Origin of the sequence: Promicromonospora sp. NPDC023987, from assembly GCF_040639055.1 — a bacterium.
In the GTDB taxonomy this organism is placed as follows: domain Bacteria; phylum Actinomycetota; class Actinomycetes; order Actinomycetales; family Cellulomonadaceae; genus Promicromonospora.
Window position 1 is genome coordinate 45,318 of the sequence record NZ_JBEZZF010000009.1, and the last position, 24,318, is coordinate 69,635.

Annotated in this window: 23 protein-coding genes and 1 tRNA gene; 12 read left to right on the forward strand and 12 right to left on the reverse strand. The window is 69.8% G+C overall.

What is annotated here, in order from left to right; translation table 11 throughout:
* Positions 1 to 70: 70 nt before the first annotated feature.
* On the reverse strand, positions 71 to 1,075 hold the full coding sequence (locus AB0F40_RS06605) for a hypothetical protein (RefSeq protein ID WP_357465326.1): 1,005 nt from the start codon (positions 1,073 to 1,075) through the stop codon (positions 71 to 73).
* Between the two features lie 123 nt (positions 1,076 to 1,198).
* On the opposite strand from AB0F40_RS06605, the gene AB0F40_RS06610 reads away from it, so the two are divergent.
* On the forward strand, positions 1,199 to 1,738 hold the full coding sequence (locus AB0F40_RS06610) for a peptidylprolyl isomerase (protein ID WP_357465327.1): 540 nt from the start codon (positions 1,199 to 1,201) through the stop codon (positions 1,736 to 1,738).
* Positions 1,739 to 1,820: 82 nt separating this feature from the next.
* Positions 1,821 to 2,702 carry a rhomboid family intramembrane serine protease gene (locus tag AB0F40_RS06615; RefSeq protein ID WP_357465328.1) on the forward strand — a complete coding sequence of 294 codons (882 nt, stop codon included), beginning with the start codon at positions 1,821 to 1,823 and terminating at the stop codon, positions 2,700 to 2,702.
* Positions 2,703 to 2,860: 158 nt separating this feature from the next.
* On the opposite strand, the gene AB0F40_RS06620 is transcribed toward AB0F40_RS06615, so the two are convergent.
* Positions 2,861 to 3,133 carry a cell division protein CrgA gene (locus tag AB0F40_RS06620; protein WP_357465329.1) on the reverse strand — a complete coding sequence of 91 codons (273 nt, stop codon included), beginning with the start codon at positions 3,131 to 3,133 and terminating at the stop codon, positions 2,861 to 2,863.
* Between the two features lie 145 nt (positions 3,134 to 3,278).
* Here AB0F40_RS06620 and AB0F40_RS06625 point away from each other — a divergent pair, with 145 nt between their 5' ends.
* Genes AB0F40_RS06625 through AB0F40_RS06640 form a run of 4 tightly spaced genes read left to right on the forward strand, consistent with a single transcriptional unit; the run spans position 3,279 to position 5,772 of the window.
* Entirely contained in the window at positions 3,279 to 4,094 is an 816-nt protein-coding gene (locus tag AB0F40_RS06625) for a DUF881 domain-containing protein (RefSeq protein ID WP_357465330.1), read from the forward strand.
* Positions 4,091 to 4,927 carry a class E sortase gene (locus AB0F40_RS06630; protein WP_357465331.1) on the forward strand — a complete coding sequence of 279 codons (837 nt, stop codon included), beginning with the start codon at positions 4,091 to 4,093 and terminating at the stop codon, positions 4,925 to 4,927. The genes AB0F40_RS06625 and AB0F40_RS06630 overlap by 4 nt, the downstream gene beginning before the upstream one ends.
* The gene (locus AB0F40_RS06635) at positions 4,927 to 5,085 is read left to right on the forward strand and encodes a hypothetical protein (protein ID WP_357465332.1); all 159 of its coding nucleotides are present in this window, start codon (positions 4,927 to 4,929) and stop codon (positions 5,083 to 5,085) included. Before AB0F40_RS06630 ends, AB0F40_RS06635 begins: the two co-directional genes overlap by 1 nt.
* A gap of 9 nt (positions 5,086 to 5,094) precedes the next feature.
* The gene (locus AB0F40_RS06640) at positions 5,095 to 5,772 is read left to right on the forward strand and encodes a gamma-glutamyl-gamma-aminobutyrate hydrolase family protein (protein WP_357465333.1); all 678 of its coding nucleotides are present in this window, start codon (positions 5,095 to 5,097) and stop codon (positions 5,770 to 5,772) included.
* 54 nt (positions 5,773 to 5,826) lie between these two features.
* On the opposite strand, the gene pknB is transcribed toward AB0F40_RS06640, so the two are convergent.
* From pknB to AB0F40_RS06675, 7 genes are read right to left on the reverse strand one after another with little or no spacing between them, the layout of a single operon-like run.
* A complete protein-coding gene (gene pknB, locus AB0F40_RS06645; RefSeq protein WP_357465334.1) occupies positions 5,827 to 7,872 on the reverse strand; it encodes a Stk1 family PASTA domain-containing Ser/Thr kinase in 2,046 nt (681 codons plus the stop codon).
* The gene (locus AB0F40_RS06650) at positions 7,873 to 9,735 is read right to left on the reverse strand and encodes a protein kinase (RefSeq protein WP_357465335.1); all 1,863 of its coding nucleotides are present in this window, start codon (positions 9,733 to 9,735) and stop codon (positions 7,873 to 7,875) included.
* The gene (locus AB0F40_RS06655) at positions 9,732 to 11,267 is read right to left on the reverse strand and encodes a penicillin-binding protein 2 (protein WP_357465336.1); all 1,536 of its coding nucleotides are present in this window, start codon (positions 11,265 to 11,267) and stop codon (positions 9,732 to 9,734) included. The genes AB0F40_RS06650 and AB0F40_RS06655 overlap by 4 nt, the downstream gene beginning before the upstream one ends.
* Positions 11,264 to 12,745, reverse strand: a complete 1,482-nt coding sequence (locus AB0F40_RS06660; RefSeq protein ID WP_357465337.1) for an FtsW/RodA/SpoVE family cell cycle protein — start codon at positions 12,743 to 12,745, stop codon at positions 11,264 to 11,266. The genes AB0F40_RS06655 and AB0F40_RS06660 overlap by 4 nt, the downstream gene beginning before the upstream one ends.
* Positions 12,742 to 14,250, reverse strand: coding sequence for a PP2C family serine/threonine-protein phosphatase (locus AB0F40_RS06665; protein ID WP_357465338.1), 1,509 nt, complete (start codon positions 14,248 to 14,250; stop codon positions 12,742 to 12,744). The genes AB0F40_RS06660 and AB0F40_RS06665 overlap by 4 nt, the downstream gene beginning before the upstream one ends.
* Positions 14,251 to 14,257: 7 nt before the next feature.
* A complete protein-coding gene (locus tag AB0F40_RS06670; protein ID WP_357465339.1) occupies positions 14,258 to 14,749 on the reverse strand; it encodes an FHA domain-containing protein in 492 nt (163 codons plus the stop codon).
* 10 nt (positions 14,750 to 14,759) lie between these two features.
* Positions 14,760 to 15,476, reverse strand: a complete 717-nt coding sequence (locus tag AB0F40_RS06675) for a DUF3662 and FHA domain-containing protein (RefSeq protein WP_020017306.1) — start codon at positions 15,474 to 15,476, stop codon at positions 14,760 to 14,762.
* 238 nt (positions 15,477 to 15,714) lie between these two features.
* Here AB0F40_RS06675 and AB0F40_RS06680 point away from each other — a divergent pair.
* Positions 15,715 to 15,798 (forward strand) — tRNA-Leu (locus AB0F40_RS06680).
* Between the two features lie 127 nt (positions 15,799 to 15,925).
* Entirely contained in the window at positions 15,926 to 17,590 is a 1,665-nt protein-coding gene (locus tag AB0F40_RS06685; RefSeq protein ID WP_357465340.1) for an RNA-binding domain-containing protein, read from the forward strand.
* Between the two features lie 9 nt (positions 17,591 to 17,599).
* On the opposite strand, the gene AB0F40_RS06690 is transcribed toward AB0F40_RS06685, so the two are convergent.
* On the reverse strand, positions 17,600 to 18,877 hold the full coding sequence (locus AB0F40_RS06690; protein ID WP_357465341.1) for an anhydro-N-acetylmuramic acid kinase: 1,278 nt from the start codon (positions 18,875 to 18,877) through the stop codon (positions 17,600 to 17,602).
* Between the two features lie 72 nt (positions 18,878 to 18,949).
* Here AB0F40_RS06690 and AB0F40_RS06695 point away from each other — a divergent pair, with 72 nt between their 5' ends.
* Complete coding sequence (locus AB0F40_RS06695; protein ID WP_357465342.1) at positions 18,950 to 19,798, forward strand: class I SAM-dependent methyltransferase; 849 nt, start codon at positions 18,950 to 18,952, stop codon at positions 19,796 to 19,798.
* Here the strand turns inward: AB0F40_RS06695 and AB0F40_RS06700 are convergent.
* Entirely contained in the window at positions 19,776 to 20,609 is an 834-nt protein-coding gene (locus AB0F40_RS06700; RefSeq protein ID WP_357465343.1) for an alpha/beta fold hydrolase, read from the reverse strand. The genes AB0F40_RS06695 and AB0F40_RS06700 overlap by 23 nt on opposite strands.
* A gap of 423 nt (positions 20,610 to 21,032) precedes the next feature.
* On the opposite strand from AB0F40_RS06700, the gene AB0F40_RS06705 reads away from it, so the two are divergent.
* The 3 genes from AB0F40_RS06705 (at position 21,033) to AB0F40_RS06715 (ending at position 23,584) form a co-directional block, all read left to right on the forward strand.
* Complete coding sequence (locus AB0F40_RS06705) at positions 21,033 to 21,968, forward strand: NAD(P)H-binding protein (RefSeq protein ID WP_357465344.1); 936 nt, start codon at positions 21,033 to 21,035, stop codon at positions 21,966 to 21,968.
* Entirely contained in the window at positions 21,965 to 23,179 is a 1,215-nt protein-coding gene (locus tag AB0F40_RS06710) for an alpha/beta hydrolase (RefSeq protein WP_357465345.1), read from the forward strand. The genes AB0F40_RS06705 and AB0F40_RS06710 overlap by 4 nt, the downstream gene beginning before the upstream one ends.
* 111 nt (positions 23,180 to 23,290) lie before the next feature.
* Positions 23,291 to 23,584, forward strand: coding sequence for a hypothetical protein (locus tag AB0F40_RS06715; protein ID WP_357465346.1), 294 nt, complete (start codon positions 23,291 to 23,293; stop codon positions 23,582 to 23,584).
* Between the two features lie 15 nt (positions 23,585 to 23,599).
* Here the strand turns inward: AB0F40_RS06715 and AB0F40_RS06720 are convergent, their stop codons facing one another.
* Positions 23,600 to 24,241, reverse strand: a complete 642-nt coding sequence (locus AB0F40_RS06720; RefSeq protein WP_357465347.1) for a DUF1992 domain-containing protein — start codon at positions 24,239 to 24,241, stop codon at positions 23,600 to 23,602.
* Positions 24,242 to 24,318 lie beyond the last annotated feature (77 nt).

Sequence of the window (24,318 nt, forward strand, 5' to 3'; positions counted from 1 at the left end):
CTCCGAGCAGCACAGGAGAGCCCGGCCGCTGCGGCCGGGCCCTCCTGTGCTGCTCGGAGTGGGACGGAGGTCAGCCCTCCTGCTTGCTCTCCCCTGCTGGCTTGGGCTGTGCGGGCGGAACCTTGCCGACCACGGGCTCGTCGACGGGGGCCGGCTCGCCAAGGTCAGGGCTCACCGGGGGCGCCGCAGCAGTCGTACCGGTGCCTGCCACCTCCGGTGTCGGGACGACGGGGTCCTGATCGCCGTTGCGCCCCTTCTGGGCGGCGTCCGACATGGCGGAGCTCGCCTTCTGGGCCGACGACCACGCCGCGTCGAAGACCGGAGCGGCCTTCTCCTTGGCGGCCTCGAACGCGGGGCTTGCCGCCGAGTAGGCCCGGACACCGAGGTCCTTGGCCGTCTGTGCGGCCTTGGCCCCCGCCTCCTTGCCCTTGGCGACGGCGGAGCCGGCCGCCGAGCCGACGCCGGACGCGTGCCGCGCGGTGCCGTCCGTGTAGTCGGCTCCCGTGCCCTGCTCCCAGGGCTCTGCCCAGGGGTCGGTCTGCGGCTGCGCGCGCTTCCAGAACACGTAGCCGGCGACCGCGGCGCCACTGGCGGCCAGTGCGACCAGCCAGCCCTTCTTGGAGCCCTTCTTGTTCGCCTTGTCCGCCGCAGCGGCGACGGACTCCGCGAGTGCGGCCTTGCCCTGCGCCGACGCGGCGTTGGACGCGGCATCGTTGAACGTGGCGACCATCTTCGGAAGCAGGTCGTCCACGAGCTTGTCGTGTGCGGAGTCGATGAGCGGCGCGGCCTTTCCCGCGACCTTCTCGACCTGGGGCGCGGCAGCCTGGAGGCTGTCCTGCCAGGCCTTCTCGGCGCGTGGGGTCAGCCAGGCGATGAAGTCGCTGACGCGGGGCTGGGCCCATTCCTTGGCGCTCGAAGCCTGGCCCCTGGCCTGCGCGGCGAGGGCCTCGGCCTGTACCGCGGCCCTGGAGCTGACGTCGGACAGCAGGGCCGAGGCCTCCGCGGCCCTCTCCCTGACCTTCTCGGAGTCGATCTTGCTGGTGTCCACGTAGTCGGTCACCTTCTTGCGGGTCATGAAGCTCCCCCCGAACTGTTCAGATACTCCTCAAGGTGCCACTCTGCCACCGCCTGCCGTTGCTGGCGAGGGCGAGCGAAGTCGATGCAGCGCCAGCGGGCCGCTCCGTGGGAGGATTGATGCATGTTCGCAATCCTGCACACCACCTCCGGTGACATCCGAATCGAGCTCTTTCCGAACCACGCGCCCAAGACTGTCGAGAACTTCGTCGGCCTCGCGACCGGTGAGAAGGCCTGGACGGACCCGCGGACGGGTGAGGAGCGCAAGGACCCGTTCTACGACGGCCTGATCTTCCACCGCGTCATCGACGACTTCATGATCCAGGGCGGCTGCCCGCTCGGGACGGGAACCGGCGGTCCGGGGTACACGTTCAACGACGAGATCCACCCGGAGCTCCAGTTCAACGAGAAGTACATCCTCGCGATGGCCAACGCCGGCAAGCGCCGCAACCCGGTCACCGGCGAGGTCGAGGGGACCAACGGGTCGCAGTTCTTCCTCACCACCGCGGAGACCCCGTGGCTGAACGGCAAGCACACCATCTTCGGCAAGGTGGCTGACGACGCGTCACGTCTGATCGTCGACGAGGTCGGCAAGACGCGCACGCGTCCCGGCGACCGCCCCGTCGAGGACATCACGATCACGTCCGTCACCATCGAGCCCTGAGGGACGGCGGCAGGTCGCCGCTCCGGCTGGACCAGCACGACCGGAGAGTACTGAGGACCGAGGGGACTGAGGACGTATCGCGATGAACGACCCGGCCGCCGAGGAGCCGACCGAGGCCGAGGCTCCCGTCTGCCCACGCCACCCTGACCGGGTGGCCTATGTGCGCTGCCAGCGCTGTGGCAGACCGGCGTGCCCCGAGTGTCAACGGCCGGCGGCCGTCGGCGTGCAGTGCGTCGACTGCGTCCGGGAGTCGAAGCGGACGGCGCCTCGGGTCCGGACCGTCTTCGGTGGCTCGGCCGACAGCGCCACGGTCAACGGTCGTCCTGTCGTCACGCTCACGATCATCGCCGTCTGTGCCGTGAGCTGGCTGTTGCAGCTGCTGACGTCGGGTGCGTGGACGGAGGCGCTGTGGTTCTGGCCCTGGGGTGGGCTGATCGAGCCGTGGCGCTTCCTCACCGCCTCGTTCCTGCACTCCACGTCACCGCTGCACATCCTGTTCAACATGTATGCCCTGTGGATAACCGGGCAGTTCCTCGAGCCGTTGCTCGGACGGATGCGCTTCGGCGTCCTGTGCCTGCTCTCCGCCGTAGGCGGTTCGGTCGCGGTGCTGCTCCTCGCGGGCGACCCGGCCACGTCGGACGCCTGGGTGACGCCGGTGGTCGGTGCGTCCGGGATGGTCTTCGGCCTGTTCGGGGCAATGCTCCCCGTGATGCGGCGACTGGGCCGGAGCATGGGCCAGGTGCTCGTCCTGCTCGCGATCAACGGTGCGATCGGGTTCTTCGTGCCGAACATCTCCTGGCAGGCGCACCTGGGCGGGCTCGTCACGGGGGCCCTGGTCGCCGCGGCGTTCGCGTACGCGCCGAAGGAACGCAGGGCCGCTGTCGCCTGGGTGGTCCCGCTCGTCGGCATCGCGCTTCTGGCGGGCCTGGCGGTGCTGCGCTACAGCTCGCTGGGCATGCTGTGAACCACCGGCGCCACCTCGGCGGGCCTGCCGAACCCGTGGAACGGGGCCGATCTGCAGACCTGGCGGTGTATCACCAGTCTCTTTTCCCCAGCTTTACCCACAGCTGTGGATAAATGGGTACACAGTGCCGCGGCCGCCTCAGCGCGGCCGCGGCACTGTCACTTCCAGCGGGTCGTGAGACCGAAACCGACGATGATCAGGCCGAAGCCGACCGCGAGGTTCCACTGCCCCAGCTGCGGGATCGGCAGGCCGAGGTCGGAACTCGTGAGGTAGAACGTCACGATCCAGACGAGGCCGAGGATCATCAGGCCCAGCATGACCGGGGCGAGCCAACGCGGGTTGGTCGCCGCTCCGGGCAGGCCGACCTTGGCCTCGGACTTCTCAGCCTTGGCCGTGGCCTTCTTCTTGTTGCGGGACTTCGACTCGGGCACGAGGCGGGCTCCTGTCCTGGTGTGGTCTGCCCGACGGGTGTGCCGAGCCGACGTCTGCTTGCTCGTGGACTAGCGTAGTGGTCCACAGGCCTGAGTCGTGACCAGACGCGTCCGCGGGTTTGTCGAATGTTGCAGGAGGGACGCGGTGACCGAGGCAGAGCCGACCCCCGCGCGGTCCGCCGTTGGTGGTGCGACGGGTCTCCTCCGCGCCCGGACGCATGCACGGTGGCGCTCCTGGCTCAGTGTGGGCGCGGTGGCCGTGCTGGCCGGCCTCATGTTCAGCGCGAGTGCGCGGCTGGCCGACGGCGGCGGCGCCGATACCCGCGATCCACAGGATCTCGCGCAGCTGGTGGACACCGAGACCGGACGGGTCGCCGAGCTCAGCGAGCGCACCAGCGAGCTCGACCGTGAGATCGAGACGCTCAGCGCGCGGGCCGGTACCACCGTTCCGACACAGGACGGTGACCTGGTGGAGCGTGAGGGTGTGGTGTCCGGCTCGGTGCCCGTGACCGGTGCTGGGCTGACGGTGACGCTCGACGACGCGCCGTCGACGACGGTGGGCGCGGGGCCGGGCGGTGTGGAACCGCAGCCCGACGACCTCGTGGTGCACCAGCAGGATCTGCAGCATGTCATCAACGCCCTGTGGGCTGGCGGAGCCGAGGCGATGACGCTGCAGGGTGAGCGCGTGACCTCGACGTCCGCCTTCCGGTGCTCGGGAAACATCCTGCTTTTGCACGGCAAGGTCTTCTCACCACCCTACGAGGTGACGGCAGTCGGAGACCCGGCGAAGATGGAGTCGGTGCTGATGAGCTCCGAGGGCGTGCAGAGGTATCTCGAGTACGTCGACTGGGTACATCTGGGCTGGGATGTGCAACGCAGTGACGACCTGGACCTCCCCGCGTACGACGGCGGCGGTCTGCAGCATGCGACGGTTCCCGACGGTACGGAGGTCTTTGGATGACCCACGCGCAGGCCCGCCACAATGTGCCGCTGTCACAGGAGGTCTTCCCCATCGCGTATCAGCGCGGTCCCTCCGGCATGGGCCCGCGCAACGCGCGGCGACCGCAGCGCGGACCGGCGGCACCGATGCGGCCCGTCGCCTGGCTGATCGGCGTGCTGGGCGAGCTCCTCGTCACGGCCGGCCTGGTGCTCGGGCTCTTCGTGGTGTGGCAGCTCTGGTGGACCGACGTCGAAGGTGCGCGGGCTCAGAGCGAGATCATCGCCGAGATGGACTGGGAGTCGGCTCCGCAGGGGCCGACCGCCGCCGTCGAGAACCACGGGCCGCCGCCGGTCCTGGAGGAGCCCGCGGAGGCCGGGGGCCTCTTCGCGCAGATGTACGTCCCGCGGTTCGGCGACGACTACGTCAAGCCGGTCGCGGAGGGCACCGACAAGGCGACGGTGCTCGACACCATCGGCATCGGCCACTACGTCGACACGGCGATGCCGGGCGCCCTCGGCAACTTCGCCCTCGCCGCGCACCGCACCACGTACGGCAAGCCCTTCAACCAGATCGCGGAGCTCAAGGACGGCGACGCCCTGGTGGTCCGCACCAAGGACACCTGGTACGTCTACAAGGTGACGGAGTCCAAGATCGTCTACCCGCAGAACGTCGAGGTGATCGCTCCGGTGCCCGGGGTGACCAGCGACGAGCCCATGCCGGAGCTGACCAAACGGTTCATCACGCTGACCTCCTGCCACCCGATGTTCTCCGCGACCGAGCGGTACATCGTGCACGGCGAGCTCGAGTACTGGTCGCCGGTGGGCGAAGGCAAGCCGAAGGAGCTGATGGGCTGATGTATGGGCTGCTGTGGCGGGTCATCCCCGGGCCTGGCTGGTTCAAGTTCCTGGTCTGCCTCGTGCTCGTGTTCGGCGTGGTCGCCGTGTGCTTCACGGAGTTCTTCCCGTGGCTCAGCGACTACATGCCGTTCAACGAGACGACGGTCGGCGCGTAGCATTCCTGCATGACGCGCATCCTCGTCGTCGACAACTACGACTCGTTCGTCTACACGATCGTCGGCTACCTCGACCAGATCGGCGCCCGGACCGTAGTGGTCCGGAACGACGCCGTGCCCTCCCCCGACGCCGACGGGCGTTACTGGTACGACGACGGTGACGGCTCCCCCGTGCCGTACGACGGCGTGCTCGTGTCGCCCGGCCCGGGGACGCCGGCGGAGGCGGGTGCCTCCGAGGAGGTGATCCGCGCCTGCGCCCGGTCCCGGACTCCGATGCTCGGCGTCTGCCTGGGACATCAGGCGCTCGCCGAGGTGTACGGCGGCACGGTGACCCACGCGCCCGAGCTCATGCATGGCAAGACGAGCCAGGTGTTCGCGCAGGACGGCGGCCTCGACCGGCCGACGGTGCTCGCCGGCCTGCCGGCGTCGTTCACCGCCACGCGCTACCACTCGCTCGCGGTGACGCCGGACAGCGTGCCGGCGGAGCTCGCGGTCACGTGCGTGACGGAGTCGGGCATCGTCATGGGGCTGCAGCACCGCGAGCTGCCGCTGCACGGCGTCCAGTTCCACCCGGAGTCGGTCCTCACCGAGGGTGGGCACCGGCTGCTGGCGAACTGGCTGGAGGCGTGTGGGCTCGAGGGCGCCGTGGAGCGGGCAAAGGGAATGGCGCCGCTGGTCACCTCGTGACCAACGACGCCATGCCGGTCCCGCGCTGACCGGTCTCCCGGTCAGCGCAGCGGCCTACGGGAAGATGGGCTCGCCTTCGCCCTCGTCTCCGCCCCCGCCTTCACCCTCGCCGTTACCCTCAGCCGGGCCGGTCGAGATCACGAGGCTGATGTAGGCGCCCTCCTCGACGGTGGAACCGGGTGCCGGATCTGACCTGATGACCTGCCCAGCGGCGATGATGTCCGAAGGCTCCTCGGACGCCTTGTCACACGTGATCTTGACACCGGTACAGGCGACCTGGGCTTCCTCTAGCGTCTTGCCGACGAGGTCGGTCGGCACCTTCGTCTCCTTGGGAGCCGGCGCCTTGGCGAGGTAGACGGTGACCGACTGGCCCTGCGGCACATCACCGGCCTCGGGGTCCGTGCGGACGACCGTGCCTGGCGGGACCTCGTCGGTCTCCTCCTCGTCCCACTGGATGGTGCCGAGACCGAGGTTCGCCAGCTGGGCTTCAGCACCCTCCTTGGACTGGCCGACGACGTTCGGGATCGTCGTGTTGCCGGTCGAGAGATACAGGGAGACCTCAGCGCCCTCCTCCACGGTCTGCCCGGCGCTGGGCTCGCTCTTGGTCACCATGCCTTCTGCGACGTCCGGGCTGTTCTCGGACTCGGTGCCGCCGACTGTGAGGTTGTCTTCCTCGAGCCGGCTCCGGGCCTCGCTCTCGGACAACCCGCTGACGTCCGGGATGGTGACCTGGCCAGGAGCGCCGGCCACGAAGACGGTGACCGCCGAGTTCGCGGAGACCTCCTGGTTCGCCGCCGGGTCGGTCTTCCCCGTGGTCAGGCCCTCCTCGAGGTCGGACTCCTTGTCGATGGCCTGCTCGAACGTCAGCCCGGCTGCCTCGATCTGACTGCGAGCCTCTTCGGCGGTCATGCCCTCCGAGATCGTGGGCACCTGCACCGTCGTCGGCTCCTGGTTGGCGGCGTTCTCGATGGCCATGGCGATGGCGATGGCCGCGACCGCCGCCAAGGCGATCCCGAGCAGCCACCACATGAGCGCCTTGCTCTTCTTCTCGGGCTCCTGCTGGTCGCCGCGGGTCGGCTGGCCGGGGTATCCCCCGCCGGGCGTGACCGGGCTCTGCTGCGCCGTGGCCGGGCCCCAGTTGGCCTGGGTCGGGGACATGACCTGCGTGGCGCCGTAGGCGGGCTGGCCGGAGACCTGCGTGGCGCCCATCATGGCGCCCACCATCGGTGCGCTGATCTGGCCGCCGCGCATCGCGGCCTCCAGGTCGCGCCGGAACTCGGCAGCCGTGCTGTACCGCTGCTCGCGGTCCTTGGTCAGCGCCTTGAGCGTGATGCGGTCCAGCACGTCGGGGACGTCGGTAGCGACCTCCGACGGGCGTTGCGGCTCCTGGCCGACGTGCTGGTAGGCGACCGCCACCGGCGAGTCGCCCTGGAACGGCGGACGGCCCGTGAGCAGCTCGAACAGCATGCAGCCGGTCGAGTACAGGTCGGAGCGGGTGTCCACCTGCTCTCCACGGGCCTGCTCAGGGGAGAGGTACTGCGCGGTGCCGATCACGGCGTGCGTCTGCGTCATCGTCGCGGCGGAGTCCGCCATGGCGCGCGCGATGCCGAAGTCCATCACCTTGACCGCACCCGTCGGCGTGATCATCACGTTCGCCGGCTTGATGTCACGGTGCACGATGCCCGCGTGGTGCGAGTACTCCAGCGCGCTCAGCACGCCGACGGTGATCTCGACGGCCTCCTCGATCGGCACGGCGGCGCCGTCGATCAGGATGTCGCGGACCGTGTGGCCCTCCACGTACTCCATGACGATGAACGGCACGTGCACGTCCTGGCCGGACGCGTCCTGGTGGATGTCCTCCCCCGTGTCGTACACGGCGACGACCGCAGGGTGGTTCAGGGCCGCGGCGGACTGCGCCTCGCGTCGGAAGCGCACCAGGAAGGACGGGTCGCGAGCGAGGTCGGAACGCAGCACCTTGATCGCCACCGTACGACCGAGACGGGTGTCGTGGCCGATGTGTACCTCGGCCATGCCGCCACGGCCGACAAGCTCGCCGACCTCATAACGGCCGGCGAGTACGCGGGGCGTGTTCTCCACCACTCATACGTCCTTTGATGTCGTGGCCGTCTGCCTCGAGGCATACGGCTCGTTGAAAAGCATCATCCCAGAAGCGGCAAGCGCGGCCGCTGCCGGGGGATTCAGCGTTTCGGCGTAGATTTCGGAGGAACCCCACGGCTCCCGCAGAGCGCTGTTGTCACCGTTTCCCGTGACCAGCGTGATGATGAGCACCGCCAGCAGCAGCGCGACCAGTGCGACGAGTGGCCAGGACACGCGGACGCCGATTCGGTCCTCGATCCCACCCACCCAACGTTGTACGTCGGACGACAGGTTCCGTCTCTTCCCAGGGTGCCCCCCGGACCGCCCTTGCTGGGGGACCCTTCGCCCGTCCTGGCGTGTCGAGTGCACGTCACGGCGTGACGGGTAGGACCTCGTGCCGTTCGGCGCGCCGTTGCTCGCTCCGCCGACCGACGGCGGCGGGACGTATCCCGAACCGTGGGGACGGCCGTAGGCGTCCGTGCCGTACGTGCCCGACGTGGTGCCGTACCCCGACGAGTCGGAGCCGTAGCCGGAAGAGTCCGTGCCGTACCCGGCGGAGTCCGTGCCGTACCCGGCGGAGTCCGTACCGTACGGTCCTGAGCCCGGGGCACCGTTCGGCGTGCCGGGCGCAGGCGAGTACGGACGCCCGTAGGCGTCCGTTCCATAGGTGCCCGACGTCGTGCCGTAACCGGCAGAGTCGGATCCGTACGCGCCCGAGCCGAAGGGCCCGGACCCGTAGCCACCCGCGGGAGTGCCGGAACCGTGACCACCCGCGGGAGTGTCCGATCCGTATCCGCCCGCAGGCGTACCCGAGCCATGACCGCTGGACGGTGTGCCCTGAGCGGGGCCGGGTGGCGCGGACTGCGCGTTCGCGACCGTGGTGTGCCGCCCGCCGCTGTTCTGCCCGAACGGTGCAGGTCGGCGCGCGTGGGAAGGCCCGGGCTGCACCGCGCCGCTCCGGCCGTTTCCGGCCCGTTGCGGGCCGGCCGGCTGGCCGTCGCGGCGGGTACGGCGCGCGAAGCGTGAGCTGCCGAACGGGTCCTCCGCGATCTCCGCGGCGAGCACGTCGAGATGGCGTGCGAGCTGGTCCGCCGAGGCGATGCGTTGCGCCGGGTCCTTCTCCAGCATCTTCGTGATGGTCTCGGCGAGGCCGGGGTGGACCGACGTCGGCAGCAGGGGGACCGGCGCGTTGACGTGGGCGATCGCGATGTCGACCGGCGTCCTGCCGGTGAACGGCCGACGGCCGGCCGTGGCTTCGTAGGCGACGACTCCGAGCGCGTAGATGTCGGACGCCCCGGTGGCCGACTGGCCGACCGCCTGCTCGGGTGACAGATACTGCGCGGTGCCCATGACCATGCCGGTGGCAGTCATGGGCACCTGGTTCTGCGCCACCGAGACACCGAAGTCGGTGATCTTCACGGTGCCGGAGTGCTCCAGCAGGATGTTGCCGGGCTTCACGTCACGGTGCACCACGCCGGCGAGGTGGGCGGCGTGCAGGCCGCGGGCCGTCTGCGCCAGGATCGGGAGGAGCCGCGCCGGCGGAAGCACCGGCTCTCGCTCGAGCAGGTCTGCGAGCGGCTCGCCCAGGACGAGCTCCATGACGAGGTAGCCGGCGCCGCGCTCCTCGCCGTAGTCGAACATCTGCGCGATGTTGGGGTGAACGAGGGTCGACGAGTTCCGGGCCTCCGTGCGCAGGCGACGAAGAAAGTCCTCGTTGCCCGTGTACTCCTCGCGGAGCACCTTCACGGCGATCTCGCGCGCGAGCTTCTCGTCGCGCGCCACCCAGACCTCGCCCATACCGCCCATGGCGATGCGCCGCACGAGCGTGTAGCGCTCACCGAGCGACAGACCCTCGACCGGCCTCATTTCGAGATCGCCGCCTGCATGATCTTCGCGGCGATCGGGCTGGCGAGAGCGCCGCCCGTGGACTCGTCGGTGGACTGGCCCTCGTTCTCCAGCACCACGGCCACGGCGACCTCCGGGTCGTCGGCCGGCGCGAACGACGTGAACCACAGCGTGGGCGACCGCGGGTCGTCCTCTGCGGTACCGGTCTTGCCCGCGACCTCGACGCCCGAGATCTGTGCGCCCTTGCCGGAGCCGTCGTTGACGACGCCGACCATCATCTCGGTGATCGCGTCGGCCGTCGACGACGAGAACGGGCTCTTGTAGCGGCTCGGCTTGGTCTGGCTGACGAGCTCGAGGTCGCTGTCCCGCACGCTCTGGATGAGGTAGGGCTCCATGAGGTCGCCGTCGTTCGCGACGGCGGCCGACATCATGGCGACCTGGAGCGGCGTCATGCGCAGGTCACCCTGGCCCATGCCGGAGAGGGCGATGCGGGCGGCCGAGTCGTCCGTGGCAGTCTCGGACAGGCCCGGGTAGGCGCCGACCGACGTCGACATCGGGATGTCGATCGACTCGGTGAAGCCGAAGTCCTGGAACATCTGCTGCATGCCGTCCTTGCCGACCTCGTTGGCCAGGGCGAGGAAGGCCGTGTTGCAGGAGATCCGCAGGGCGTCCTTGAGCGGCATCGAACCGCTGGGGTCGCAGCTCGCGCCGCCGTAGTTCTGCACCTTGCCACCGTCGCCGGTCGTACCGGGAAGCTGGTAGACGTCCTCCGCCGGGATCGAGGTGTCGGGGGTGATCCCGTTGTACTCGATGGCGGCGGCCGTGGTGAGCAGCTTGAACGTGGACCCGGGCGGATATGTGGCGTTGATCGTGCGGTTGATGGTTGGCCCGTAGGGGCTGAACCGCTCTTCACCGTCGAGGGAGTTGACCTGCGGCTTGGCGTTGATCAGCTCCTCGGAGGTCTCCTGGACCTCCGCAGCGTCGTGCACGGCGAGCGAGTTCGGGTCGTACGACGGCTTGGAGACCATCGCCAGGATAGCTCCGGTCTTCGGGTCCAGGGCCACGGCCGCGCCGGTGTAGTCACCCAGGGCGTCCCAGGCGGCCTTCTGCACCTTGGGGTCGATGGTGAGCTCGACCGACGAGCCCTGCGCCTCCTCACCGGTGATGAGGTTCTGCAGGCGGTCGAGCCACAGCGAGTCGTCCTCGCCCGCGAGGTAGCTGTTCGCGTACCGCTCCATCCCGGTGACCGTGCCGTTGATCGCGAAGTAGCCGGTGACCGGCGCGTACACATTGGCAGCGCCGGCGTCGCCCTCGGAGTAGGTGCGCTGGTACTTGAAGTTGTCGTCCACCGGCACGGAGGTGGCGATCGCCTCGCCGCCGCTCACCACGATGGGGCCGCGGTCACGTGCGAGGGCGCTGTAGATGCCGCGCACGTTCCTCGGATGTTCGTTCAGGTCGCCGGCGGCGACGAACTGGATCCACGAGGTGGACACCATGAGGGCCATGAACATGACCAGCACGACGGTCGACAGGCGGCGCAGGGTCGCGTTCACCGGTCCACCCCCCGCACGATCTGGGTGGCGTCGTCAGGGGTCCCGCCGCTGCCGACACCGGCCTCGGTCTCCGCCTGGACAGGGCTTCCGCCCCCCACCTCGATGGCGCCGCCGCCCACCACGGCCGGTGCCGGGTCGGCCAGGGAGCCGCGGGTCGGCAGGGCAGACGGGCGTCGGGCAGCATCGGAGATGCGCAGCATGAGGGCGATGACTATCCAGTTCGCGAGCAGGGACGAGCCGCCCTGAGCCATGAACGGCAAGGTCAGGCCGGTGAGCGGGATGATGCGGGTGATGCCGCCGACCACCACGAAGAGCTGCAGGGCCATGACGAACGCGAGGCCACCGGCGAGCAGCTTGCCGAAGCCGTCCCGCACGCCGACCGCGTGCCGGAGGCCACGCTGCACGATCACCAGGTAGATGAGCAGGATCGCGAGCAGCCCGGTGAGGCCGAGCTCCTCACCGAGGGCGGCATAGATGAAGTCGGAGAAGGCGAACGGCACGTACTGCGGGTAGCCCTCGCCCCAGCCGGCACCGAACATGCCGCCGTAGGACATGGCGAACAGGCCCTGGACCAGCTGATACGACGGGCCGTCCATGAGGTCGGGGTTGAGCGCATCCAGCCAGATGTTCACACGGAGCTGCACGTGGCTGAAGATCGACCAGGCAACGACAGCGCCGCCCGCGAACATCACGAGACCGATGACTATCCAGCCCACCCGGTCGGTGGCGAGGTACAGCATGCCGACGAACAGGCCGAAGAACAGGAGCGACGTGCCGAGGTCCTTCTCGCCGATGAGGACCGCGAGGGACACCGCCCAGACGATGAGGATCGGGCCGAGGTCGCGCAGACGCGGGAGCTGGAGGCCCATGAACTTCTTGCCGGCCAGCGCCAGAGTGTCGCGGTTGGCGACCAGGTAGCCAGCGAAGAAGACGGCGAACGCGATCTTGGCGAACTCGGCCGGCTGCGCCGAGAAGGGGCCGATGAAGATCCAGATCTGCGCGCCGTTGATCTCGCGGCCGAGGCCGGGGATCAGCGGGAGGATCACCAGGACGATGCCGACGATCATCGCCGTGTACGTCAGGCGACGCAGGCTGCGGTGGTCCTTGATGACGAAGATGACCACACAGGACACGACGATCCCCAGCGCGGTCCACATGAGGTGGCGCGACGCGTTGGCACCATCGATGTCGACGAGGTCCTGCCGCAGGATCATCGCCATGCTCACGCTGTTCAGCAGGACCACCGACGGCAGGATCACCTGGTCGGCGTAGGGCGCACGCAGCCGCAGCACGATGTGCGCGGTGAAGGCCAGGGCGGCGAGCACTATCGAGTAGGTCCAGAAACCCTCTGGGAGGCTGTCGTCGAGCGAGTAGCCGACCATCCACATGCCGCCCATGCCGAGTGCGAGGGCTACGACGATCAGGATGGCTTCCGCCACGCGGGACGGGGCGTTCTCCTCGGGGCGGAGCGCGCTCATCCGTTCTTCTCCTGACCGGAGTCGTTCGAAGCCGGCTCGTCGCTCGTGGTCGAAGTGGGCGTGGGAGTGGACGTGGGCGTGGACGTGGAGCTGGGCGACGACGTCGGCTCCGGCTCCTCGGCCGCGTTCTCGATGAGGCGGTCGGCCCGGCCCCTGGCATCCTCGAGCGACGTGGCCCGGATGCTCTCGTTCACGCGGTTGGCGACGAACTCGGGCAGCTCGTCGACGCGGGTTCCGGTGAGCTCGACCGGGGTCGAGAAGGTCAGGGGGCCGGCGGTCGCCGGGATGCCGCGGAACACGGCGACCTGGCCGTCCGACTCGCCGACGTAGTACTGGGTCTGCGTCCAGCGAAAGCCGCCCCAGCCCGCCAGCACGAGGCCCACGACGAGCAGCAGTGCACCGAGCACGGTCAGCCAGACGCGCTTCTTCCGCGGCGTCTCCTCGTCGTCGGCCTCCTCGTCCAGATCGTCGTCGGGCTGGATGTCCGGCTGGTACTGCTCCTCCTCGGACCCGCCCGCGAGCATGGCCTGCTCGAGCGTGTCGGCGAGGCCGTCCTGCGCAACGGCGTCGGGCAGGACGCTTACCGCGATGGGCGAGGTGAGGGGCTCGCCGCCCCCCGGGACCGTAGACCTGGTGAAGCTGGTCACGGTGTCGCCATCGACGTCGGAGCCCGGCAGGGACGTGGGCGAGACCGGGTCGCCGCCGGCGGTCACGCCGGCGAGGGCGGCCGAGCCGACGATCTCAGGGGTGACGGTGGCGGCGGTCGTGGCCGCGGCGGCCTCGTCGAGGACGTCGGCCACGACGACGGTGATGTTGTCGGTGCTGCCGGCCCGCATGGACATCGAGACGAGCCGCTCGACGGCGTCGTGCGGGGTGGTGACCGAGGTGAGGACCTCGGCGATCTCGTCGTCGGGCACGAACCCGGACAGACCGTCGGAACAGAGCATCCAGCGGTCGCCGGGCACGGCCTCGCGGATCGACAGGTCGGGCGTGAGGTCCAGGTCGAAGTCACCGAGGACCCGCATGACGACGTTGCGCTGCGGGTGGCTCTCCGCCTCGTCGGGCGTGATACGGCCGGTGTCGACCAGGTGCTGCACGAAGGTGTGGTCCACGGTGACCTGCGCGAGCGTGCCGTCGCGCAGGAGGTACGCGCGCGAGTCGCCCAGGTGGGCCATGGCCAGCGTGTTGCCGGACTTGAGCAGCGCCGTGACGGTGGTGCCCATGCCAGCGAGGTCCGGGTCGGCCGTCGTCGCGTCGACGAGGTCCTGCCGTGCCCGGTCGATGGAGCGCTCGAGCTCGGACATCGATCGGTCGGAGCTGTGGTCAGGCCGGTCGAGAGCCACCAGGGCCGCGATCGTCAGCGCGGACGCGACGTCCCCGCCCGCGTGCCCGCCCATCCCGTCGGCCACGACGAGGAGGTTGGGCCCCGCGTAGGCGGAGTCCTGGTTGTTGGAGCGGACGAGGCCGACGTCGGAACGCGCGGCATACCGCAAGGTCACGGTCACGTGATGGTCATCCCTGGAGCTCGACGACGGACTGTCCGATCTGCACACCTACACCCGGAGCGAGCGGGATGATCCCCTGCACACGCTCCTCGCCGATGTAGGTGCCGTTCGTGGAACCGAGGTCCTCCACGAACCACTGGCCGCCCTGGGGGAAGATTCGTGCGTGGCGCGACGACGAGTAGTCGTCGTCGAGCACGAGGGTGCAGCTCGGCGCGCGTCCGATCAGTACGCCGGACGACGTGAGCGGGATGGTGGTGCCCGTGAGCGGTCCCGCCACCACGACGAGCCGCGAGGGGCCGCCACGCTGGGGAGCGCGGGACGCGCCGCCACCGGGGGCCGGCGACGGGGCCGGCCCCGCGAGCTCCGGTCGGCGCCGTCGGCTGCTCGCGGTACGTGGTCCGGCGAGGTCGCGCCGGAGCACGGCGACGGCGGAGAGCACAAACACCCACAGCAGCACGAGGTAGCCCAGCCGGAGCAGGGTGAACGTCAGCTCGCTCATGTCGGGATCTTCACCAGTCCTCGTTGTCTGCACCGGATGCGCTACCGGTCCAGAACATGATGCGGGTACGGCCGATGGTCATCGTGTTGCCGTCGAGCAGGGTCGCGGCCGGGACCTGATGGCCCTCCACGTACAGGCCGTTCGTCGAGCCCATGTCGGTCGCCACGACGCCGTCCGGCGTCACGCGGATCTCGAGGTGACGCCGGGAGACGCCCGGGTCGTCCACCACGATGTCCGCCTCGGCGTCGCGACCGATGACGGTCACCGGGCCGGTGAGCAGATACCGCTGGCCATCGATGTCGATGAGCGGGTGCCGGCCGGTCGGCGCGCCGGACGTCGCCGGGGCGACGCTCCCCTGCACGCTGCGTGACCGCACCGTGAAGCGGCCGGGTACCAGCTCGTACTGCTCGTCGAACGTCACGCTCACCGGGCCGACGAACGCGTAGTGCTGCGTCGCGGCGTACGCCGTGATGTTGGACGCGAGCTCGTCGGCGAGGGTCTGTGCACCCCACGCCTCGATCTGGGCGAAGTCGTCCGGAGCGAGCTCGATGGTGAACTCGTTCGGCGCGACGGTACGGTCGCGTCCGACGACCGCTGCACGGTCGTCGAGCTCACGTCGCAGCCTGCTCGCCAGTTCTACCGGCTTCACCTCGCCACGTCCCACCTTGGCGAACGCGTTGTTCATCATGCGCTCCACGCTCTTCTCGAAGCGGTCCAGGGCGCCCATGCCACCTCCTTCCGAGTCTGCGCCGGGCAGACTACCTAGATCGTATAGACCGGTAGGTGCCCGCAGACTCCAATACTGTGGATGTCCTGCGGATCTTCTCCGATCTTCCCTCAGGTGGCGCGGTGAAGAGAGGTGTGGGCGAATGCGCACGCTACTAGACCTGCGATGGGACGTGAACCACTTCACGGTTATTGGATTCGGAGTCGGCCTCTGTGCCGTGCTAGCCTCAACCAGCAGCGCGCGAGTGGCGGAATAGGCAGACGCGCACGGTTCAGGTCCGTGTGCCCGAAAGGGCGTGGGGGTTCAACTCCCCCCTCGCGCACGTTGTCACGAAGGCCCCGGCTCATCGAGTCGGGGCCTTCGTCATGCCCGGACGCGGCCGAATCAAAAGTTATGATTCCGCATGCAGTTCTGTTGCCGGATTCAAAAGTATGCATACCATGGGCGGTGTGGACACCTACGAGCTCGTCAGGGCTGGAGAGAACCTGACGACCGAGTTCAAGACGCACGTCAATGATCGAGAACTTACGAAGGCCGTGGCATGCCTGGCCAACGGTGAGGGCGGTGTGCTGCTCGTCGGCGTCGATGATGACGGGACGGTCGTCGGTGCCCGGCCCCGGCACGGCGCGACGACTGAGCCGGAACGCGTAGCAGCACTCATCCAGAACACCACTGAACCAGCCCTCCCGGTCGGAGTCACGCTCCACGAGGTCGACGGGCACGAGGTCATCCGGGTCGAGGTACCCCGTGCAGACCCAGGCCCTGTCGGCACGAAGGAAGGCCTGTATACCAAGCGCGTGATCGATACGACGGGGCAGCCGCAGTGTCTGCCGATGACCGCCCACGAGATCGTCAGCATGGGCATGGTGATGCGAGGTCAGGACTATGCCGCCGCTGTTGCCCGGGATGCGACGATGCGCGACCTCGACCCGCACGAGTTCGACCGGTTCCGTGCCTTGTGCAGAACCAGCGGCGACGGTCTCGGCGACCTTGCTGACGCCGACATCCTCAAGGCGCTCGGCCTGGTACCTCTGAGCGCGCCGGTCAGCCTCGGAGCAGTGCTGGCGTTCGGGCGAGAGGACTCCGTACGGCGGTGGGTGCCGAACGCAGAGTTCCTCTTCCAGGATCTCCGCACTCAGGGCTCAACGAGCAACGAGCGGATCGTCGGACCTCTCCTGCGAGTTGCGGAGACGGTGGCGAAACTGATCGACGAGCGCAACGATGCTACCGAGCTCATGGTCGGTATCCACAGGGTGGAGGTGCCCCTCATCCCCTCGGTGACTCGACGCGAGGCAGTCGCCAATGCCCTCGTACACAGGGACTACGCGGCCTTGGGACCGACGGTTGTACAGCTCACGGACAGCGAATTCATCGTCTCGAACCCGGGTGGCCTTCCGCCTGGCGTCACGATCACCAACATCCTCGATCAGTCGCGACCCCGTAGCCCCATCCTCGCGGCTCTGTTCAAGCGGACCGGTCTGGTCGAGCGCAGGGGCAAGGGTGTCAACGACATGTTCGAGCAACAGTTGCGGGCCGGCCGGGACGCGCCCGACTATTCGCGCAGTACACCTGACTCAGTTGTTTTGACGGTGCCTCTGGGTACCGCAGACCTCGATCTGGTGCGGTTCCTGCTCACCTGGGAAGACGAGCGTCAGCACCCGTTGAGCCTTGATGAGCTCCGAGTTGTCCACGAGGTGAAATCATTCGGCTCGGCCACCAGTGCAGAGGTCGCTGAGAGCTTGTCCATGCTCGCTACGACCACGCGCAGGGTCACTACCCACCTGGCTGAGGTCGGAATCCTGGAAGCTCGAGGAAACGGTCGCAGTCGCAAGTTCCACCTGACTGCACGTTTCTACGACCTCGCTCAGGATCGCAACGCGTACGTGCGTGTCAAGGGTGCTGACCCCTTCCAGCAGGAGCGGATGATTCTCGACTACGTCGGCGCCTACGGCTCCATCACGCGAAGCCAGGCGGCACTGCTGTGCCAGACCTCTCCCCAGCAGGCGCGGGCGACTCTCAAGCATCTCGTCGACGACGGTCAGCTCTTTCTCGTGGGCGAGCGGCGCGGAGCACGGTACGTACTCGATGCTTCTTCCTCGGCGACGGTGGAATGAACTGACCTGTCACGCACGGTGCGCGACCGTCAGTCTCCTCGGCTGCCCGACGCCGGCAGCCCGACCCGGCGGGAACCGCCCACCCAGGCCCGGCGTCACCGAGCCCAGCACGCTCGCGTGCCGCGCACCCGTGGTGAACGGCAGCACGCCGGGCAGGCCCTGCCACGTGTGCCAGCCCAACAGGGCGAACGCCAGCGCCTCCTTGGCCTGGCTCGGTATGCCCAGCTCGTCCGAGGTCCGGACGGCGACGCCCGGCAGCTCCCCCCGCAGCGCGGCCATGAGCACCGGGTTGCGGGTGCCGCCGCCGGAGGCGACCACCTCGGTGGCGGTGTGTCGCACGGCGTCGGCGACGGTGCGGGCGGTGAGTGCGACGAGCGTGGCGAGCAGGTCTTCGGCCGCCGGCGGCGTCGGACCGAGGCGATCCAACAGGTAGCGCAGGTGAAAATGCTCCTTGCCCGTGGACTTCGGTGCTGGGCGCGCGTAGTAGGGGTCGCTGAGCAGGCGGTCCAGGAGGTCGGGGAGCACGCGGCCGCCTGCGGCGAGGGCACCGTCGGCGTCGAAGGCGAGGCGGCCGTCGGTGACGTGTCGTGTCGCGGCGTCGAGCAGCGCGCAGGCCGGGCCGGTGTCGAAGGCGAGGGGGGTCTCGACAAGCTCGACCAGCGGAGGGCCGGGCTCGACCGAAGGCGGGGTGGTCGAGGGCAGCACCGTCACGTTCGCGATGCCGCCGAGGTTGAGGGCGACGGCGGTGCCGGGCCGGCCGGCGAGCCACAGGGCGTCGAACAGGCTGACCAGGGGAGCGCCCTGCCCGCCCGCGGCGACGTCGCGGGTGCGGAGGCCCGAGACGACCGGTAGCCCGGTGGCCTCGGCGATCCATGCCGGCTCACCGAGCTGCAGGGTCCCGAGCACGGCCCCGCCGTCGGACACCCAGTGGAAAGTGGTCTGGCCGTGCGAGGCGACCAGGTCGGCGCGGCCGGCACAGAGCTCGGCGACCGCGCGCGCGGCGACGTCGGCGAAGACCTGCCCGATCCCTGTGTCGAGCCGGCACACGGTTTCCATCGTGGCGCCGGCCGGGGGCAGCGCTGTCACGAGCGCGGACCGCAGGGCCGGCGGAAAGGGGACGGAGAGGTGCCCGAGCGGCGTGAGCGTCAGCGTGTCGCCCACGAGCCGAAGCTCGCACGCCGCGGCGTCGACGGCGTCGTGGGATGTGCCGGACATGAGCCCGACCACCCGCAGCGGAGGTGATATCTGCGCAGGTGATGGTTGGTTTCTGGGTATCGGTTTCCCCATCGGACCGACTCCTCCGGTCGTGTTTGCGCCAGTGTTACCCCCCGGGCCCCACTTTGCGCCACAATCTCCACCATGCTCGACGTCTCGATCGCCCCAGCTCCGGCGCCGGACGCGCCGTTCGAGGACCACATCGAATGGGCGCGCAACGCCCCTGCTACTCCTTTGACACCCGCGGCGCTCTTCACCGGCGGTCTCGCCGACGCCCCTGTCGACGACCGTCTCACGATCGACGCCCCGGGGTGGGACTACCCCGTTCTCGCCCGCGAGACCGTGCTCAGGTCCCGTGGTGCCGTGCTCGACATCGGCACCGGCAACGGTGACTTCTTCGCGGGCCTCGGTCCGCTCCCCAAGGGCTCGGCCGCCACGGAGACGGGCCCGGCCTTCCTCACTGCCCGACGCCGCCTGGAGCCGCTCGGCGTCGACGTTCGCCGGGCCGAGCCGTCCTGGACGGGTGATGTGCTGCTGCCGTTCTTCGACGGCCAGTACAGCGTCGTCCTCAGCCGGTTCAGCACCATCGAACCCAACGAGGTGGGCCGCGTCCTGGAGCCGGGTGGGACGTTCCTCACCGAACAGGTGGACACGCGCGACGGCATAGTCCTCAACCGGGCACTGGGCGTGCCGCTCGGCTGGGACCCGGACGCCGTCACGCTCGACGTCGTCTCCGACGGCCTCGTCGCCTCCGGTCTCGAGATCGTGGAAGCCACGGAGTACGCCGGTACGCGCACGTTCAAGGACCTGTCCTCCGTGCTCTGGTATCTCCGGATGGCGGCATGGCAGGTGCCTGACCTCGCCGACCTCAGCCCGGCCGCCGTCGCTCGGCACGAGGCAGGGCTGCGCGCGCTGCACATGCACTTCGCGACGGGCAACGAGCTCGTCGACGAGGCGCCGCGCATCCTGGTCACGGCGCGCCGGCCCTTCTGAGGAGGCCGGCTACGGCGTCCGCCATCGCTTCCGGAGGTACGTCCGCGCCGTGCCCGGGCAGGGTGACCCGGCACGCCGCGGGCAGCACGGCGGCCAGCGACTCCGCGGCGACCGCGACGGACGCGGCGCTCGCCGCGCCGTCGGCCACGACGACCGGTTGGGTGATCAGGTCCCACCGGCCCATCAGGGCACGCCGGCCCAGCGCGATCCCGGCGAGGACCCGGCCGTCGTAGGCGATGGTCGGAGCGATGGCCTCGAGGTCGGCCCACGACGGCGACTCCCGCATCCGCGGGAGGAGCCGGCACGGCATGCCGACCACGTCGAGGAACAGCTCGACGGCGCTGCCGGGATCGCCCGCCTCGATGCAGTTCTCGACGCCGGCGATCATCCGGGGGTCCGTGGGCGGCTCACCGCTCGCGATGTCGTACGTGGGCTCGTAGCAGAGCACGCCGGTGACACCGTCGCCCAGGTCCGCCGCCGCACGCAGCGCGAGGAACGCGCCGGAGGAGATGCCCAGCAGCGCCGCGGGGCCCGTGACCTCCAGCAGGGCGGCGATGTCGTCGATCTCCCGCTCCACGCTGTACGGGGGTGTGTCGCCGCTGGCGCCGCGACCACGCCGGTCGTACCGCAGGGTGGTCGCCCGGTCGCCCAGCTCCGACGCCACGGCGAGGGTGACGGGCAGACGGTGGGCGAGCACACCGTCGACCACGACGATCGCGGGCACGAGACCGGGGGTCGGACCGGTCAGGTCGTACGCGATCCGGGTGCCGTCTGCCGACGTCGTGAAGGCGTCGACGGTGATGGTCGTCATGCAGGGCAGACGAACCGGGGTCCCGAAAGTCGTCGCTGGGGCGGGTAGCCGAGACTCCCGGATTTCGCCGCGAGGAAAAAACCTGGGCGCCCGCCTGCTCGAGGCGTAGGTTCGTTGGCACATGAGAAGGGAGGTGATCCGAGTAGTGATTTCACATCGGACCCATGAGGTGGTCGCGCGCTAGTCGCGTGACGCGTAAGCGTTTCGCGCCCGCACAGGTCGGACGGCTCAGCACGGGGCCTACCTGATCCGTGCAGGCGCAACGGGACATGGTGGCGAGTACTTCGCGACCACCGGAGCCCGCGGGTGCCGTGCCTCGTCCAGCACGGCTGACGAAAGTCGCCCCGCGGGCTTTTCCGCGCCTTCGTAAGGTTCACCCCGCCACGCCCGGCTCGGTGGCGTTCTGCCGATTACGGTGTGGGAATGACCTCCGCGTCACCGGGCCGGCTGGTCGTCCTCACCGGGGCTGATGGTCGCCTGGGATCCAGGCTCGCCTTCCGCGTGGCAGCGGCGGGTGGTCATCAGCGCCTGCTGATCACCGGCCAGGGCGTGGTGCCCCGGCTGCCCGGTGGCGCGTCGCTGCCGGAGACGGAGATCGTGGTCGTCCCGTCCGAGCCGGGTCCCAGGGCCCTGACCAGCGCGTTCGGCGGCGCCTATGCCGTGTTCCTGGTGCCTGGCAAGGAGCGTCCTGGGCGGCTGGCCAAACATCGCGCGGTCATCGACGCAGCGGTGCTCGCCGGCGTGCGGCACGTCGTCTACGTCTCGTCGGTAGGCGCGGGGCCTGACGCCGTGGCGTCCGCCGCCCGCGACGACTGGCTCACCGAGGAGTACCTGCGGGGAACCGACCTGACGTGGACGATGCTGCGGATCGCGATGTTCCACCGCACCCTGACCTTCGCGGTCTACGACGAGTCCCGCGGGGCCTGGCCGGACACGGTGCTTCGTGCACCCGCCGGGGACGGCCGGGTCGCCTCGGTGTCGCACGACGACGTGGCCGACGTCGCCACCGCCGTCCTCCTGGACGAGGACCCGAACCGGCACGCGAGCCGGATCTACCACCTGACCGGGCCGGAAGCGCTGAGCCTCGACGAGGTGGCCGCGGCGCTGTCGACAGCCACGGGGCGGGCCATCCGGTACGAACCGCAGACCGTTGACCAGGCGCGCTCGCTGTTCTACCGGTCGACCGCCGCCGAGGTCGAGGACTGGATCACGCAGTGCCAGGCGATCGCGGCGGGTGTGCTCGCCGGGGTGAGCCCCGACGTCAGGCATCTCGCGGGGCGGCGGGCGCGGTCGCTCGAGGCGTGGCTCGACGACTATCCGACGGAGTGGGCGCACCTGCGGCTACCGTCGGTGAGATGACGAGCCTCTCCCCGGGTCTGGACGACGGAACGACGCCGGAGCCCGCGTGGGAGCCCGATGTGCTGCCGGGCTTCGAACGCCTGACGCTGCCCCTCCAACCTGACGAGGACGAGCCCGAGGTCGTGGCAACTCTGGTGCGGCGCGCCCGGTCCGCGCAGGACGAGCCCTCGGCGGATCGGCCCGACGACGCCGGGCCGCGCCGGGGCATGCGCCGGGTGGGCGCCGAGAACCCGCAGGTGGCGCGCCTCTGGGACGAGCTGTCGGAGCTGGGGCGGCGGCTGCACCTGCGGGGGGCGGCGCGCCGGCACCCCGATGCGGTGGACGACGAGGCGGAGCACGGCGAGCCACGCACCGCCGTGCCCGACGCAGGGGTCGACCTGCTGTACGTGCACGGCTGGCTCGACTACTTCTTCCAGACCCACCTCGCGGACTTCTGGGAGTCGCAAGGTGTGCGGTTCCATGCCCTCGACCTGCGACGTTACGGCCGGAGTCTGCGCGAGGGCCAGACCCCGGGATACATCCGCAGCCTCGCCACCTACGACGAGGAGATCGAGGCCGCCCTCACTGCCATGGGGCACGGTCGCGACGCCGCGACCGAGCGCAGGCTCGTGCTCATGGGCCACTCCACCGGCGGTCTCATCGTCAGCCTGTGGACGGCGCGCAACCAGGGACGCGTGGCGGCGCTCGTGCTGAACTCGCCGTGGCTGGAGTTCCAGCCCCGCGAGGCGGTGCGCAAGATCATGGAGCCGGGCATCCGGGTGCAGTCGGCGCTCGTGCCGCGCAGCCAGCTCGTCAACCTGGATCGTGGCCTGTACGCGCGCTCGATCTCGTCGCGGTTCGACGGCGAGTGGGACTACGACGTCGCCTGGCGCCCCGATGCCGGGTGGCGCGCCACGCCGGGCTGGCTCGCGGCGATCTTTCGTGGCCAGGACCAGGTGGCGCGCGGGCTCGGTATCGAGGTGCCCGTGCTGGTGCTGCTCAGCACGCGCAGCACCATCCCGACCCGGTGGAGCGAGGACATGAAGAGCACCGACTCGGTGCTGGACGTCGTGGGGATCGCCCGCCGGGTGCCCGACGTCGGTTCGCTCACCACGCTGGTGCGCATCGCCGGTGGCCTGCACGACGTGACCCTCTCCGCGCAGCCCGCACGCGAGCACGTGTGGCGCGAGACGGGTCGCTGGTTTCGTGGTTACGTACTCGGCCAGGCGTAGCGCCGAGCCGCCTGATTCCTCGGTTCTGCGGCACCTGGCGACCAATGGGTCATGGTGAGATCCTGGAATGGAGGTGCCCACGCCGACGTCGGGCACGAGGGGCGATGCGCCATGACAACGCACCAGGAGACCCACCCCCGGGCGCGCCGGGGCGGGCCGTTTCTCGCTCGCAGCGAGACCACCGCTGGGATCACTGCGTTCATCCTCGGGATGCTGATCTCGCAGGGAACCGCCGAGGGGGTGACGATCGCGGGCTGTCTCGCCATGGCTGCCGGAGCACTGTTCGGCCGGTTCGGTGCCGGCTGGGGCCGCCTGGCCGTGGCAGCGGGACTGGGGTTCACGCTCGGTTCCGTGCCCTACTGGCTGATGACCGCCGTGGTCATCGTGACCGCGTACGGGTTCTGACCCGCGGCGGTCCCGTCACCAGAACCTCCACCACGGCCGTTCCGCCGAAGTCGCCGGCTCACGTCGCGTAGCCGGCGTCGGGCCGACGCCTGCCTCCCGCCGGGCCGCCCTTCGCTCCGCTCGGCGGGCCCGCCAGCTGCGCACCTCCTCGTCGACATCGCGGGTGCGCGTGACGATCGGGGGGCCGCCCTGGAGCTGACGCCGGGCATCGACCACGCGGGCGTTGAAGTCCGTGACGATCTCCCGGACGCGCTCCTCCATGGCCTCGAGGTCGAGCTTGCCGTCCAGCTCGGCGTCGTCCTTGCGAAGCTGGGCCGAGGGCAGGACGCCGGTGATGTTCTCGCGCTCGATCAGGCCCTTGACCCACCAGTCGGGGTCGTGCGTGCCGGTCAGGCCAGGGATCGGCTTGCCCTGCAGCGGCAGGTCGTCGAACTCGCCGCGGCGCATCGCCTGGTCGACGACCGTGTCGACGTAGCGGGACCGCTCCTCGGTGCTCATGCCGCCGGTCGAGGGCTGGACGGTGACGTCCTCGGTCTCCGGATCGTCCGGCTCGGCGCCCTGCGTGGCGCCGTCCTCATCGGCCTCCCGGTCCACGCGATACTGCGCGGCCCGGCGGAGCGGGTCGTTGTCTGCGTCGTCGCGCGGTCCCTGCGCCATGGAGCCATGTTACGACTTTCACAAGCGGCCCGGAAGGGCGGTTGGCGCGGTCCCCGCCGGATGCGGGCATGATGGCC

What these genes read in the sequence shown, in the direction of transcription:
- AB0F40_RS06605 (WP_357465326.1), bottom strand. Translation starts at nt 1,075, where the DNA reads ATGACCCGCAAGAAGGTGACCGACTACGTGGACACCAGCAAGATCGAC.
- AB0F40_RS06610 (WP_357465327.1), top strand. Translation starts at nt 1,199, where the DNA reads ATGTTCGCAATCCTGCACACCACCTCCGGTGACATCCGAATCGAGCTC.
- AB0F40_RS06615 (WP_357465328.1), top strand. Translation starts at nt 1,821, where the DNA reads ATGAACGACCCGGCCGCCGAGGAGCCGACCGAGGCCGAGGCTCCCGTC.
- AB0F40_RS06630 (WP_357465331.1), top strand. Translation starts at nt 4,091, where the DNA reads ATGACCCACGCGCAGGCCCGCCACAATGTGCCGCTGTCACAGGAGGTC.
- AB0F40_RS06635 (WP_357465332.1), top strand. Translation starts at nt 4,927, where the DNA reads ATGTATGGGCTGCTGTGGCGGGTCATCCCCGGGCCTGGCTGGTTCAAG.
- AB0F40_RS06640 (WP_357465333.1), top strand. Translation starts at nt 5,095, where the DNA reads ATGACGCGCATCCTCGTCGTCGACAACTACGACTCGTTCGTCTACACG.
- AB0F40_RS06650 (WP_357465335.1), bottom strand. Translation starts at nt 9,735, where the DNA reads ATGAGGCCGGTCGAGGGTCTGTCGCTCGGTGAGCGCTACACGCTCGTG.
- AB0F40_RS06660 (WP_357465337.1), bottom strand. Translation starts at nt 12,745, where the DNA reads ATGAGCGCGCTCCGCCCCGAGGAGAACGCCCCGTCCCGCGTGGCGGAA.
- AB0F40_RS06670 (WP_357465339.1), bottom strand. Translation starts at nt 14,749, where the DNA reads ATGAGCGAGCTGACGTTCACCCTGCTCCGGCTGGGCTACCTCGTGCTG.
- AB0F40_RS06675 (WP_020017306.1), bottom strand. Translation starts at nt 15,476, where the DNA reads ATGGGCGCCCTGGACCGCTTCGAGAAGAGCGTGGAGCGCATGATGAAC.
- AB0F40_RS06690 (WP_357465341.1), bottom strand. Translation starts at nt 18,877, where the DNA reads ATGGGGAAACCGATACCCAGAAACCAACCATCACCTGCGCAGATATCA.
- AB0F40_RS06695 (WP_357465342.1), top strand. Translation starts at nt 18,950, where the DNA reads ATGCTCGACGTCTCGATCGCCCCAGCTCCGGCGCCGGACGCGCCGTTC.
- AB0F40_RS06700 (WP_357465343.1), bottom strand. Translation starts at nt 20,609, where the DNA reads ATGACGACCATCACCGTCGACGCCTTCACGACGTCGGCAGACGGCACC.
- AB0F40_RS06705 (WP_357465344.1), top strand. Translation starts at nt 21,033, where the DNA reads ATGACCTCCGCGTCACCGGGCCGGCTGGTCGTCCTCACCGGGGCTGAT.
- AB0F40_RS06710 (WP_357465345.1), top strand. Translation starts at nt 21,965, where the DNA reads ATGACGAGCCTCTCCCCGGGTCTGGACGACGGAACGACGCCGGAGCCC.
- AB0F40_RS06715 (WP_357465346.1), top strand. Translation starts at nt 23,291, where the DNA reads ATGACAACGCACCAGGAGACCCACCCCCGGGCGCGCCGGGGCGGGCCG.
- AB0F40_RS06720 (WP_357465347.1), bottom strand. Translation starts at nt 24,241, where the DNA reads ATGGCGCAGGGACCGCGCGACGACGCAGACAACGACCCGCTCCGCCGG.